This window comes from Rhizobium sp. R86522 (genome assembly GCF_042466255.1).
In the GTDB taxonomy this organism is placed as follows: Bacteria; Pseudomonadota; Alphaproteobacteria; order Rhizobiales; family Rhizobiaceae; genus Allorhizobium.
In genome coordinates this window covers 1,148,042-1,161,590 of sequence record NZ_JAXHBX010000001.1, presented here as the reverse complement: position 1 = coordinate 1,161,590, position 13,549 = coordinate 1,148,042, and the positions used below count along the sequence as shown (strand labels likewise).

Annotated in this window: 12 protein-coding genes and 1 other RNA gene; 6 read left to right on the top strand and 7 right to left on the bottom strand. The window is 61.6% G+C overall.

The annotated features are described in order from the left end of the window. Nucleotides 1-129 precede the first annotated feature (129 nt). From rnpB to SJY08_RS05495, 5 genes are all read right to left on the bottom strand, one after another. An RNA gene (gene rnpB, locus SJY08_RS05515) (RNase P RNA component class A) lies at nucleotides 130-528 on the bottom strand. Nucleotides 529-607: 79 nt separating this feature from the next. Beyond that, entirely contained in the window at nucleotides 608-1,798 is a 1,191-nt protein-coding gene (locus SJY08_RS05510) for an FAD-dependent oxidoreductase (protein WP_300888443.1), read from the bottom strand. 85 nt (nucleotides 1,799-1,883) lie between these two features. After that, a complete protein-coding gene (locus SJY08_RS05505) occupies nucleotides 1,884-2,408 on the bottom strand; it encodes a lytic transglycosylase domain-containing protein (RefSeq protein ID WP_054151667.1) in 525 nt (174 codons plus the stop codon). Nucleotides 2,409-2,666: 258 nt separating this feature from the next. After that, nucleotides 2,667-3,428, bottom strand: coding sequence for an N-acetylmuramoyl-L-alanine amidase (locus SJY08_RS05500; protein ID WP_377274952.1), 762 nt, complete (start codon nucleotides 3,426-3,428; stop codon nucleotides 2,667-2,669). Further along, nucleotides 3,425-4,162: a DnaJ family molecular chaperone gene (locus SJY08_RS05495; RefSeq protein ID WP_054151665.1), complete on the bottom strand. Its 738-nt coding sequence runs from the start codon at nucleotides 4,160-4,162 to the stop codon at nucleotides 3,425-3,427. Before SJY08_RS05495 ends, SJY08_RS05500 begins: the two co-directional genes overlap by 4 nt. A 319-nt stretch (nucleotides 4,163-4,481) precedes the next feature. On the opposite strand from SJY08_RS05495, the gene SJY08_RS05490 reads away from it, so the two are divergent. The 3 genes from SJY08_RS05490 to SJY08_RS05480 all read left to right on the top strand — a co-directional run bounded on the left by SJY08_RS05490 (nucleotide 4,482) and on the right by SJY08_RS05480 (nucleotide 7,476). Beyond that, complete coding sequence (locus SJY08_RS05490) at nucleotides 4,482-5,696, top strand: pyrophosphate--fructose-6-phosphate 1-phosphotransferase (protein WP_377274951.1); 1,215 nt, start codon at nucleotides 4,482-4,484, stop codon at nucleotides 5,694-5,696. 45 nt (nucleotides 5,697-5,741) lie between these two features. Continuing rightward, nucleotides 5,742-6,377, top strand: a complete 636-nt coding sequence (locus SJY08_RS05485; protein ID WP_377274950.1) for a LysE family translocator — start codon at nucleotides 5,742-5,744, stop codon at nucleotides 6,375-6,377. A 133-nt stretch (nucleotides 6,378-6,510) separates the two neighbouring features. Beyond that, a complete protein-coding gene (locus SJY08_RS05480; protein WP_083229529.1) occupies nucleotides 6,511-7,476 on the top strand; it encodes a lytic transglycosylase domain-containing protein in 966 nt (321 codons plus the stop codon). 9 nt (nucleotides 7,477-7,485) lie between these two features. Here the strand turns inward: SJY08_RS05480 and SJY08_RS05475 are convergent, their stop codons facing one another. Then, entirely contained in the window at nucleotides 7,486-8,853 is a 1,368-nt protein-coding gene (locus SJY08_RS05475; protein ID WP_377274949.1) for a serine hydrolase domain-containing protein, read from the bottom strand. Between the two features lie 90 nt (nucleotides 8,854-8,943). Continuing rightward, a complete protein-coding gene (locus tag SJY08_RS05470) occupies nucleotides 8,944-10,512 on the bottom strand; it encodes a putative bifunctional diguanylate cyclase/phosphodiesterase (RefSeq protein WP_377274948.1) in 1,569 nt (522 codons plus the stop codon). Between the two features lie 140 nt (nucleotides 10,513-10,652). Between SJY08_RS05470 and SJY08_RS05465 the strand changes: the two genes are divergently transcribed. The 3 genes from SJY08_RS05465 (at nucleotide 10,653) to SJY08_RS05455 (ending at nucleotide 13,478) form a co-directional block, all read left to right on the top strand. Beyond that, nucleotides 10,653-11,903: a DUF3419 family protein gene (locus tag SJY08_RS05465; protein ID WP_300888439.1), complete on the top strand. Its 1,251-nt coding sequence runs from the start codon at nucleotides 10,653-10,655 to the stop codon at nucleotides 11,901-11,903. Further along, nucleotides 11,900-12,568, top strand: a complete 669-nt coding sequence (locus SJY08_RS05460; RefSeq protein ID WP_377274947.1) for a class I SAM-dependent methyltransferase — start codon at nucleotides 11,900-11,902, stop codon at nucleotides 12,566-12,568. Before SJY08_RS05465 ends, SJY08_RS05460 begins: the two co-directional genes overlap by 4 nt. Before the next feature lie 130 nt (nucleotides 12,569-12,698). Next, the gene (locus tag SJY08_RS05455) at nucleotides 12,699-13,478 is read left to right on the top strand and encodes a GH25 family lysozyme (protein ID WP_377274946.1); all 780 of its coding nucleotides are present in this window, start codon (nucleotides 12,699-12,701) and stop codon (nucleotides 13,476-13,478) included. Nucleotides 13,479-13,549 lie beyond the last annotated feature (71 nt).

Here is a 13,549-nt window from a genome sequence, read left to right as displayed (position 1 = left end):
ACGAATGGTTAGAAACTGCTGTTTTCGGTGCGCAATTCGACAATCGTTGCCGCAAATGTGATTCGCCGAACCCGAGGCCGTTCCACCTGAAATTTCAGGTGGTTCGCCGAAAAGTCGAAAAAGGGGAAATTTGCCAGTTGGCCTGTAAGCCGGGTTCTGTATGGCCCCGGTTTCCCGGAACGTGGCAGCCATTCATCTGGGACAGCGTTTACACGCTGCCTCGCGCAACCCACCCGGATGACTGGCCCGGAAACAGGCTGTAGCGGTGCTTTCGCACCACCCGCGTCATCCCTATTCGGTCTTGCTCCCGGTGGGGTTTGCCGTGCCGTCCCTGTTGCCAGCGACGCGGTGGGCTCTTACCCCACCCTTTCACCCTGACCTCGCATGCGAGGCGGTTTGCTTTCTGTGGCACTTTCCCTGAGGTCGCCCTCGCCGGACGTTATCCGGCACCGTGTTTCCGTGGAGCCCGGACTTTCCTCACCTTACCGCCTTTCGGCATTGGTAAAGCGCGGCTGCCCAGCCAACTGGCAAGGCGTCCTTAACCGACCCTTTGCCCGATTGCCATCGAAAAGCGAGCATCGAGGACCACTTGGGCGCTTTTGGTAAATCAGTCTCTGAAGACCGGCCGGAACACGTCGCCATAGGCCTCGTCGATGATTCGGCCGTGCTGGAGAAGCTCTGCACCCAGCCGCCCGATCTCGTCGGAGCTCTTGGCCGCCGCGCCACAGCCGCCCGTGAGTACTGCAATATGCTCACTCGCAAAACCGATCGACGGATAGTTCTCCGGGGTGAACGAGGTCACACAGGCCGCCATTGAAATCGGCGCATCGGCCAGGGTCGGCACGAGGCCGGTGATGATCCGATGCAGGTGATCGCGCGTGGTCAGTCGACCACCCCGCCTGAACCAGGCCCGAATCTCCGGCTCCGTCTCGAGTTGCAGATCGTCAGGATCCCCGCCGATCTTGAGATAGGTCTTGCCATCGGGATAGCGCACCGGCGGCAGAAGATAGATGTGGTCGGTGGGATCAGCCGGCTGATGGATGAGTGACGGCATGCCGAAATAGGCGGCAAGATCCTCATCCGGGACCTCGAAGAAGGCGACAGTACGCGCATAGACCTTAAGGTCGACGGGACGCGGCAACAGGTTTTCGTTGATCGAGAAGCCGCCGGCCGCGATCAGCACGCGCTCGGCCGAGTAGACCGCGCCATCATCGGTGGTGACGATGGCAAGACCGCCCTCCTCCCGGACGGAAACCACCGTCTGACGAATCACCCTGGCACCGGCTTTCTCCGCAAGCAGGCTCTGCGCCTCGACGAGCCGACGCGGATTGACGTAACCCGCATTGCGCTGCTCGTAGACACCCTCGCAATCGGAGCCGAAATCGAAATAGCGAAACCGCGACTTGAGCGCAGCGTCTGACAGCATTTCGACGGACACCCCGAGCTCTCGTGCGGCAGCCTCGACCTGGCCGACATAGGGATCGCGCCCGCCTCGCTTCGGCCCGACGATCAGGCATCCGACCTCATCATAAAACGCGATGCCGCTTTCCGCAGCGATCTGGCCGTAGCGCGCGATCGAGCGATTGGCGAGCCGGGCCCAGATGGGGTTCGAATCGATCGTCCGGGTAATCCGGGCCTCGTCGTAGTGGCTCGCAAAAACACCGTGATGGCTCGACCAGTCCTTCGGCTCGTCGGGACCGATGACGGCGACGCCCTCTCCCGAAAGTGCCATGTACCGGGCCGCCGCAGCACCCATCATGCCTCGGCCAACGACTATCGACTTGAACCGCTCAATCATGCGTCACCATCCTTACGTTGCGTCCGGTGATAGCATGGCAAGTCCCCGTGTCCAGTGACAGGAACGGCAAGGGCACAGCTCTTTCTCAGTTTCCGATTAAGGCGATAACCTTGCCGCAATAGCGCTTGGAGATCGGGTTCATGCGCTTGGCGCCATGGCCGGCATTGTAGCGCAGGATGGTGCCACAGGTCTCGCCGCCCCCCAGTTCATGGGCCATCGAGAGATACTTCATGCCGTAGCGGATGTTGGTCTCCGGATCGTAGAGCCCCTTGGTCTTGCCGCGATAGCCCATGGCTCGCGCCGTCGCCGGCTTGATCTGCATCAGCCCCACTTCGCCGGCACTGCCACGCGCCTTGGGATTGAAATTGCTCTCGACGCGAACGACGGCATGGGCCAGATCAACCGGGACGCCGTAGCTCTTCGCATATTTGGTGATGATCGCGCTGTAGGGGCTTTTCGAGAAGGAAGGCGCCGCCGGATAACCGGCGTCGCGAGTGATCGTCTTGAGGGGCTTTTTGAAGCGGCGTTCCTCGCTGCCGGCAAGCGCGGACTGGGCGTTGGTCAATAGCATTGCAATGCATGCCGCGGCAGCAACAAGTCGTCGTGTCATGAGAAGGTTCAGTCTCCAGTCGAGCCACCGGTATCCACGCGCGTCAAAGCGGGCGCAGTTAAGCGCCGCGAGCCCCTGTCAGGCCGCCAGTTCCGGGTCTCTCAAGTTGATGTTTGCGCCAGGTCCGTCTGCGAACCCTCGGCGCTGTTCAGCCCGTCCTTTAGAGCCGCCCAATGAGGAATTCCTGTGGCACCGCAACAAATCGTCGCCAGAGGCGTTGATTTCCTTGGTCCGAAAACACCGTGGGATGGGATTGGATCAGCCGAACCGCGGCAGGCTGGTCAGCAGCCTGTGCAGGGTCTCGATGGTCGAGCTGTCGGCAACCCCATCAACCTTGGCTTGCCGGAAATGTCGTTGGAATGCGGCGACCACGCCTTCCGTCTGAGCGCAGAATTCGCCTGTAATCTCAAGACCATACCCATAGAGCGACAACATCGACTGCAGCGCCTCGACGGGTTGCCCCCGGTCACCGCGTTGGAAGAAGCGACCACCGCCGATCGGACCCGGCTCAACCCAGTGTCCGACCCCTGCCCGATGCAGCCGATCCCAGGGGAAATTTTCACCCGGATCGACCTTGCGAATGGGGGCCACATCGGAGTGGGCAAGCACCCTTTCAGGGGCGATACCGTGCCGATTGACGCATTCGAGACACAATTCGATGACGGCTTCGATCTGCTTTTCGGGAAAGTCCGGAAGGCCGCCCGGGTGTCCGGCATTGGCGATCTCGATGCCGATAGAGCGGGAGTTGATGTCGGTCTCGCCGCCCCAAATGCTTTTGCCCGCATGCCAGGCACGCCGCTCTTCCGGCACCATCTGAACCACGCGGCCGTCCTCATGCACCAGATAATGGCTGGAGACCTGGCTTTCCGGCGCACAAAGCCAAGCCTGCGCGCCCTCGGCGGAAGGCATGCCCGTATAGTGCAAAAGGAGAATATCCAGGCGATCGACGCCGACGCGTTCGCCGTGATTGGGCGAAGGACAGACCTCCGCGCGCTTGAAATCCCCGGTGAACGAACTCATGCCGCCCGGCGCGCCTTCTCGATCGCCGAATAGGCCTCGTTGAACTTGGCCATGCGATGGTTGGCGACGCTGTGGAATTCCGTCGGAATGCCGCGCGCATGCAGTCGGTCGGGATGATGTTCGGCCGCCAGCGCCCTGTACTTCTTGCGGATCGTCGCAAAATCGTCGGACGGCTGCACGCCGAGAACCCCATAAGGATCGCCGTCGAGATGGATATGCCGTTCGGTGATCATCGCGAACCGTTCTTCCGAGATTGAGAAGATCTCGGCGATGCGCGACAGGAAGGCGAGTTCCTTCTCATGCACGAGGCCGTCCGCCTTGGCGATGTGGAACAGGGCGTCGATGATATCCTCGAGCACCGGGCAAAACTCGTCGCAGGTCCGGCACATGCCTGCGAGGTTCTTCGCATAGGTCTCGAAACCCGCGACGTCCTGGCGGGCGAGATTGTAAAGCCGGGCCACATTGCGGGCCTCTTCCGGCGGAAACTCGAAGATCTTGCGGAATGCTTCGACTTCGGCATTCGAGACGACGCCATCGGCCTTCGCCATCTTCGCGGAGAGCGCGATGATGGCAACCGAAAAGGACACGCGACGGCGCGTTTCCGGATCGCCTTCGAAGGCCGTGCGCACGGCCTCGACGATACTGCCGATCACATTGCCAGCCGCATCACCGATCGCGCCGAGCAACCGGTCCCAGAATGACGATATTTGTTCGCAGGCAAAATCGAAGATCATGTTGAAAGCTTGACCAAATATACCCAGAAAAAGCAAGGAGCCGAGCCCAATAGCGAGGATTAAAGTTTCTTCATCTTGAATCCGTTTCGCTGAACTCGCGCTGCCCCGACGCCCGGCATCGGCTCCAATCGATTATCCACAGAAGCCATCCCGTCACCCGGCCGCGATTGAAACGATTATATTCGGATTTGAAGCTCGCATGGTTGCGAAATGCCCGATTTCCTTGATTTTTTGGCTTTACAGGCCGCCGCGCCTATCGCATCCATTTGCCACCTGAACACCCAAGTTGCACGGGCGATGAAGCGTCCGAGGAGGATCGATGGCCAAGCAGAAAGTCGCGATGTTGACCGCCGGGGGCCTCGCGCCCTGTCTCTCGTCCGCTGTCGGCGGATTGATCGAGCGCTACACCGACATCGCACCCGAAATCGAGCTCATCGCCTACAAGTCCGGTTTTCGCGGCCTGCTGATGGACTACAAGATCGAGATAACCAAGGAAATGCGCGAGAAGGCGCATGTGCTGCATCGCTATGGTGGATCGCCGATCGGCAACAGCCGCGTCAAGCTCACCAATGTCGCCGATTGCGTGAAGCGCGGCCTGGTCAGGGAAGACCAGAATCCGCTCCGCGTCGCAGCCGAACGGCTCGCGGCAGATGGCGTCACGATCCTTCACACCATTGGCGGTGACGATACCAACACAACCGCTGCCGACCTCGCCGCCTATCTCGGCGCCAACGGCTACGACCTGACGGTCGTCGGCATGCCCAAGACCGTCGACAACGACGTCTACCCGATCAAGCAGACGCTCGGCGCCTGGACGGCCGCCGAAGTCGGCGCCCGATTCTTCGACCATGTTTCCAACGAACAGAGCGCTTCGCCACGCACGCTGGTCATTCATGAGGTCATGGGCCGCCACTGCGGCTGGCTGACAGCAGCCACCGCCCGCGCCTACATGCAGCGCACGCAGCACAATGAATACATCGAAGGCTTCATGATGAACCAGGAGCTGAAGAACATCGACGGCCTCTATCTTCCCGAGACCCATTTCGACATGGAGGGCGAAGCCGCCCGCCTGAAGGACATCATGGACCGGACCGGCTTCGTCACGCTCTTCGTTTCGGAAGGAGCCTGCATGGACGAGATCGTCGCCGACCGGGAGGCGGCCGGCGAGGAAATCAAGCGTGACGCCTTCGGCCATGTGAAGCTCGACACGATCAATGTCGGCAACTGGTTCCAGAAGCACTTTGCCAAGCTGCTCGATGCCGATCGCTCGATGGTGCAGAAATCAGGCTACTACGCCCGCTCTGCCCCCGCCAACTACGAAGACCTTCGCCTCATCCAGAGCATGGTCGATCTCGCGGTCGAAAGCGGTCTGAACAAGGTGTCGGGCGTGACCGGTCATGATGAAGACAAGGGCGGACGCCTACGGACCATAGAGTTCCCGCGGATCAAGGGTGGCAAGCCTTTTGACCTCGGCACGCCGTGGTTCAAAGAAGTGATGGACTATCTCGGGCAGAAGTACCGCCCCATCCATTGACCTGACCGCCGAAAGCTGGCTTCCTCTCCTGGAGGAGTGAGTGTCATGCCCCATTCTACCTGGATCCTGTTCGCAGTCGTCGCCGCGGCCCTTCTAGTCGTGCCCGGCCGGTCCAAGCGCATGGTTCTGTCCTATGCGCTGGCCCATGGCCGCAAGAGCGTCTTCGCCACGGGAACGGGCGTTGCACTCGGCACTGCCGTGTCGGTCGCAGCGACACTCGCCATCTCCTGGGGCCTGATCTCGCTGTCGACGCTGACATTTTCGATCTTCCAGTGGGTCGGCCTGTTCTGGCTTATGCTCTTCGGGCTTGGCCTCGCGCGTGCGCCTGCCGGCATCGAACCGGTAGCCGACAACGACAATCTGCCGGAGGAAAAACCGCTTCGCGTCATCGCGCATTGCTTCGAAAGCGAATCCCGCGACCCGCGCAGCAGCCTGCTCGTTGCCGCACTTCTGCCGCAATTCCTGACGCCGGCCGCTCCGTTCATTCCCCAGGCGATCGCGCTTGGCGCCACCTTCGTTGCCCTCTCGGCCTTGTCCTGCATCGTCTATGCACTGTTTCCCGAACGCGTCCGAAAAATCGTTAGGAAACATGCAGTTCGCCGTACTGTGAACCGTTCCGGCCGCACCGTCCTGATTGCGGCAAAGGCGGTTACGGCCGGCTATCGAAAGATCGCGGCCTGAGCCGCGGGACGCGTCTGCGAAATGCCCCCGAGGTCGCAAGCTTGCCGCAATGCTGGGCATAGATTAAGAAACGGAAACGAACAGTCGGCTGATTTGCCGGTGACCTCGCGTGCATCTCGTAACGGATAGTGGCATGAACGTCAGAACTGACCGCGGCATCGCTCTCTGCATGGCTGCCTCACTGTTGGCTGGACTGGGTGGATGCACCGCGATCGATGAAAGCGTGAAGGCAGATCTCGCTGCCGCACCGGTCGCCAATCCGAAGTCTCCGGAAATGCAGGCTGCCATGGCTGCCGAGGCCGCCACGAATGGCACAGCCGGGGCCCAGGCGTCGTTGATGACGCAGGCCGAGCTCGCAGCCGCAAACCCGGGCCCTGCACCACTCATTCCCGGCACGGAAACCGCAGCGCCGATCCCGGCCTTGAAGGCCTCGGCTCTCTCCCCCACCACGCCGCAGACAGCGGCCACCGATGCACTGGCCATGGTAACAACGCCTGTTACCACAGGGAGCCAGCAGATGACGGCTGCGGCAGCTTCGACCGAAGCGACGCTCACCCCTCCTGGCGTTGGCGCAAGTGCAACACCTGCACCGGCATCCGCGACAGCGCCAGCAGCGGTACAGGCTCCCGTCGTCCTGGCTTATGCAGCCCCCCTGCGCGCGACTGCGCTCACCAGCTTCGGCGACCCCTTCGACGTGTCGCCTCCGGGCGAGCCGCAGGTGCCCAATGCGGGTCGGAAGCCGGATACGGTTGGCCCGACGCGTCTGAACGCGCTTATCGAGAAATACTCACGGCTCCACGAGATCCCGGTTGATCTGGTGCATCGCGTCGTGCACCGCGAAAGCCGCTACAATCCGGCCGCCTACAGCAAGGGCAATTACGGCCTGATGCAGATCCGCTACAACACGGCCAAGGCCATGGGTTATGACGGCCCTGCCGATGGCCTGTTTGACGCCGAAACCAACATCAAATATGCGGTCAAGTATCTGAAGGGCGCCTGGGTCGTCGCCGACAATGATCACGACCAGGCCGTCCGCCTCTACTCCCGTGGCTACTACTACGATGCCAAGCGTAAGGGCCTGCTGCATCTGATGCAGTAACTCGTCTCCTCAGCTTAGGGCATCACGTATGGCCTGCAGGAGCCTCTGTGGTCTGTAGTCCAGGCGGCGCGGTGTAAGCCCGAGCCGGACGACCACCAGTTTCTCAGACGGAATGACGGCAATCGACTGTCCGTCATGGCCGAGCATCCAGAGCGTCTCATCGGGCAGCGAAAAATTGCTGTCCTTGTCTCCGGGACCATTCTGCCAGGCCTGCCCTCTCGTATAGGCGCCGTTGGAAACGGCAGCCGGTTCATAGACGCGTGCCATGACGGACGGATCGACGAGCTGACGGCCGGACCAGCGTCCGTTCTCCGCAATCAAGAGACCGAACCGTGCCCAATCTCGGGCAGTCGCGTACAGATAGGAACCGCCGACAAAAGTACCGGTCGCATCCGCTTCGAGCACAGCGCTGCGCATACCGATCACATCGAACAAAGCCTCCCGCGGGTAGGCGAGCGTCGCCTCCCGGTTCGAAAACCGCGACATCCAGTAACGCGAGATCAGCACCGTTTCTCCGGAGGAGTAATTGAACCGCGTGCCCGGCCCTGCCGCCGGAGGCAGCGACGCCGCATAGGCACCCATATCCGGTTCGAGATAGAGCATGCGCGTCACGTCGGTCACGTCGCCATAGCTCTCATTGAAACTGAGACCGCTTTGCATGGCGAGTAGATCCGAAAGCGAGATCTCGGCGCGGCTGTCACTATTCCATTCGGCAAAGAGGTTCGTCGCATTCTCGTCGATCCGCCTCTCCCCCTTGAGGATGCCGACCAGCGCGGCCGTCACCGTCTTCGTCATGGACCAGCCCAGAAGCGGTGTTTCCGCATTGAAACCGGGACCATAGGCTTCACCGACGATCCGGCCGTCCTTCACGACGACGACTGCACGAGCACTCGGCCCGAGAAGGTCGGGATCGGAAAGCACGGCCTGGAGCCGCGGATCGTTCTGCGCCACTGCGTCACCATCCGGCCAGGCCCGGGCCGTATCCGCAGAGGCCACGTCGGCCGGCGGAGCAGACAGGCGTCTTGCCGCGTCGATCTCGGATTCGTTGACTGCAGCACAGCCCAGGCCGGTGCGATGCAGTGCGGCCGATGGTGCGACGACACCGAGCAAGGCTGTTTTCACCAGGCCCTGTTCGAGATCGACCTCGGCGCGCACGAGTTTGAGCAAGGGGTGCCCGGGGGCCTGCACATCGTCGCGCAGCACTTCGTCGGCGTCGCGACCGGCGATGAACACGTTCGAGCAGACGATCTTGGCGGCATAGCCGGTGCCGACCCTGAGAAGTTCGGGCGGAAATGCGACGATCCAGGCTGCGGCCACGGCAACGATGCCTACGAGGGCCACCGCCACCCGTGCGCCCCACTTCATCAGTCTCCGCATCAGCCTCTCCTCCTGTTGCCGCTATCGAAGCAGGAATGGATGACAGGCGAAAGATGAGCAGGCCGCGTGCCTGAAGTTATCCCGCGACTTTCAACCGACGGGCGCTGCGCGTTGCGCGAGCCGGGCCTGCAGGTAGTTGAGCGCCTCCGCAGCTGCAACGGGTCTTGAAAACAGGAACCCTTGAGCCTCGCCGATGCCGAGGCGCTTGACGAAATCCAACTGGCTGTTCGTCTCGATCCCCTCGATGGTGGTCCGGATCTGGAAGGTCTCCGACAGCTTGTGCATCAGGTCGACGAGTTTCGCACCCTGGCTGGTCTCGAGCATCTGTTTCGCAAACGAGCGGTCGATCTTCAGTTCGTCGAGCGGGAAGAGCCGCAGATTGTTGATCGACGAGAAGCCGGTGCCGAAATCGTCGAGCGCGATGCGCACGCCGCTCGAGCGAAGCTCGGCGAGACTGCGGCAAACAAGATCGATATCGACGGAAAAGACCGCCTCTGTCACTTCGATCGTCAGCCGCTCGGGCGCCAGCCCGGTATCCACCAGACAATCGAGGATATGCGTCACGAAGTTCGGATCCTTGAACTGGTCGCCCGACACGTTGACGCTGACGCCCGTCGGTTCCGGCCAGGTTACGGCTGCGGCGCAAGCCTGTTGCACGACCCATTTGCCGATCACCTGAATGATGCCGGTCTTCTCTGCGAGAGGGATGAAGATGTCAGGCGTGATCAATCCTCTCGTCGGATGGCGCCAGCGCAGAAGCGCCTCCAGCGATCGCACGTCGCCATTCTCCACGGCAACAATCGGCTGGTATTCAAGATAGAATTCCCCGTCGACGAAGCCGCGCGAAAGGTCGCGCTCGAGCTCGAGGCCTTCCCGCACTTCACGGGCGAGACTTTCATCGTAGAAGGCATGGGCGGGGCCGAAGACCTCCTTGGCGCGATAGAGGGCAAGGTCCGCTCGCTGCAACAAGGCCGTGACGTTCCGGTCCTCGGGCGAGATGAGCGTCGCCCCGATGCTAAGCCCGGCCAAGACGCGGCCCTGCTCCAGTTCGAAGGGGCGGGCGAGCGCGTCTTCGATCGCCAGGCAGACGAACTCTGCCACCGGGCGGCGCAGTGCTTGCGGCAGGATGGCCGCGAACTCGTCGGCCCCGAGACGAAACAACTGCGCGCCCTCGCCCGAAGCCTGGCGCAGACGCTCGGCCACGACGACCAACAGTGCGTCGCCAGCCGCATGTCCCAGCGTGTCGTTGACATATTTGAAGCGGTCGAGATCGATGAGCAGAAGCGTACCGCCGGAAGGACCACGTGCCGCCAGCAGGGCGTCAAGTGCTTCGTTCAGCGCCTGGCGGTTTCCAAGCCCGGTTAGACGATCGAAACGTGAGGCAGCCTCAAGCGCTGTCGCACCACCTTCGAGGCGACTGATGCGCTCATGCAGCATGGCCTCCCAGGCGGCGATTCGCCAACCGACTGCGGCGCCGACAAGCGGCAGGCTGATGGCCGCAAGTGAGGACCATTCACTCAGAAAAGCTGTGGAAAGACCGACAAAACCGGACTGCACCACAACGGGTAGAGCCATGGCTGCCGGAGCCGCAGCGCCGCCCAGAAACCCCGCAAGACCGTAGCGCAGTCGCCTCCCAAACGGGATTTCACTTAACATCATGTTAAACACCCCTAAAATAACTGAGGACAATTTGTATAAAATGCATTGAAATTCGGTTACCGCCGCGCCGTCAACGACGTCATCAAACTGTAGCACCCGGGCGCTACACGCCGTGAAACCCAACAAGAGGGCGGATCGACATGACTGAGCTTGCACCCGATGCCGGATTTCGCGGAAACGAGAAGCTGAAGGGTGCATTGCTGCAACATGCCGCCCTTTCGCCGGCGGGCCTTTCGGAACGGCTTTTCGGCCTGCTGTTTTCCGGCCTCGTCTATGCGCAGATCTGGGAGGATCCGGAGGTCGACATGCAGGCCATGGATCTTTCCGAAGGCCATCGCATCGTCACCATCGGCTCGGGCGGCTGCAACATGCTCGCCTATCTCAGCCGTCGCCCGGCCTCGATCGATGTGGTCGACCTGAACCCGAACCATATCGCCCTCAACCGTCTGAAGCTTGCCGCCTTCCGCCACCTGCCCGACCACGCCTCCGTCCGTCGCCTGCTTGGCGAAAAGGGCGTCAGCACCAATGTCCGGATGTATGACCGCCACATCGCGCCCAACCTGGACACAGCGACTCGGCGCCACTGGGAAGCGCGCGGCTTGACGGGTCGCAAACGAATTTCCGTCTTCAACCGCAACATCTACCGCACCGGCCTTCTTGGGCGGTTCATCACCGTCGGCCACCTTATCGCCCGCAGCCATGGCGTTCGCCTGGAAGAACTTGCCGAAACCCGCTCCTTGCGCGAACAGCGGATGTTTTTCGACAGCCGCATCGCACCGCTGTTCGACAAGCCGCTGATTCGCTGGCTGACCCGTCGCAAGAGTTCACTCTTCGGCCTTGGCATCCCGCCGCAGCAATATGACGAGCTCGCATCGCTGGCCAACGACGGGACGATCGCTCCCGTGCTGCGCCACCGCCTGGAAAAGCTCTGCTGCCATTTTCTGCTGCGCGACAACTATTTCGCCTGGCAGGCATTTCTCCGCCGCTATCCGAAGCCGGAGGAAGGCGTTCTGCCCACCTATCTGCAGGAACAGCACTACCGCGCCATCCGGGACACAGCGGATCGCGTGACCGTTCACCACGCCAATTTCACCGAACTCCTGGCGAAAAAGCCAGCCGGCAGCGTCGATCGCTACGTGCTGCTCGACGCACAGGACTGGATGAACGAGCGACAGCTGAACGAGCTGTGGACCGAAATCACGCGTACCGCCTCTGAAGGCGCCCGCGTCATCTTCCGCACCGCGGCGGAAGACAGCATCCTGGACGGAAAGCTCGCACCCGCCCTGCTCGACCAGTGGCATTATCAGCCCGAACGCTCGCATACCCTGAACACTCAGGACCGCTCCGCCATCTATGGTGGCTTCCACATCTATGAGAAGCGGCCCGCATGAGCGAGAGCCCTGCCGCCCTCGCTGCCACCACCAGCCAGGACCACGCGGACCGCATGGACCAGATGTATCGCTATCAGCGGCATATCTACGACCTGACGCGGAAATACTACCTGCTCGGTCGAGACCACATGATCGCAGGTCTCGATCTGCAAAACGGCGGCTCACTCCTGGAAATCGGCTGCGGCACGGGTCGCAACCTTGTCCTTGCCCGGCGGCACTTTCAGCGTGCAAACCTCTTTGGCCTCGACATATCGGCAGAGATGCTCGCAACAGCCCAGGCCAAGTTCGAGGGCAAGGCGTCACGCCCAAGGCTTGAGGTCGCCGACGCCACGACATTTCGCGCCGCCGATTTCGGACAGCCGCATTTTGATCGGGTGATGATCTCCTATGCCCTATCGATGATTCCCGACTGGCAGGGGGCCATTGACCGGGGTATCGAAGCGCTTGGTTCAGAGGGATCCCTGCACATCGTCGACTTCGGCCAGCAGGAGCGCCTGCCCCAGTGGTTTCAGAAGGGTCTGCAGGCCTGGCTCGCCCGCTTCCACGTCAGCCCCCGCCCGGATCTGAAAAGCGTTCTCGAAGAGCGGGCGGCGGCAAAGGGCTTGCAGTTGCGATTCGAGCCCCTCTGGCGTGGCTATGCCTGGCACGCCGTCCTCACCCGCTGACGGCCTCGCGCAAGCAAGATTGCATCTATTCCGGATTTGACGATGATGGGCGACGACGGTCGGCTCCCACGCGTGTCGTTGTTGCACCTTGTGGGGCAACTTCCCTTAATGATGAGATCACGGACGCTCGATGCGGTGGCTTCCCACACTTATTCTCCCGCTCTGCCTTGCAGTCACAGCCTGCACCTCGGGCACTTACGACCTGTTGGAAACAGCCTCCCTCTCTCCGCGTTTCCAGGACACCGATCCCCAGCATTTCGAGGGCAAGACACCGCATCGTCATGAGGTACATGGCATCGACGTCTCCAAATGGAACGGCGACGTCGACTGGCGCCAGGTGAAAAAGTCGGGCGTATCCTTTGTCTTCATCAAGGCGACGGAAGGCAAGGACATGCTTGATCCACGCTTCCACGAATACTGGAAGGGCGCGAGCGATGCCGGGATCCCGCACGCTGCTTACCACTTCTACTATTTCTGTTCGACGGCCGACGAGCAGGCCGACTGGTTCATCAAGAACGTGCCGCGCGATGCCAACCTTCTGCCACCGGTGCTCGACGTCGAGTGGAACCCGACCTCCCCGACCTGTCGCCTGCGGCCGGATCCCGCAACGGTGCGCAGCGAAATGCAGCGCTTCATGCAGCGCATAGAGGCCCATTTCGGCAAGCGTCCGATCATCTACACCTCCGTCGACTTCCACCGCGACAACCTCGAAGGCGCATTCAGGGACCATCACTTCTGGGTCCGGGCCGTGGCGCAGCATCCAAGCGTGATTTATCCGGAACGGCGTTGGTCCTTCTGGCAATACACGTCGACAGGCGTCATTCCCGGCATCCGCGGCGAAACCGATATCAACGTTTTCGCCGGCACCCAGAAGAACTGGCAGAACTGGGTCGCCGCCGTCTCGAAATGATCGCAAACGGAGCCTAGAGGCTCTGAGAAACAAACCCATGCCATCGCATGCCGGTGCAAACGCGGCCTGCG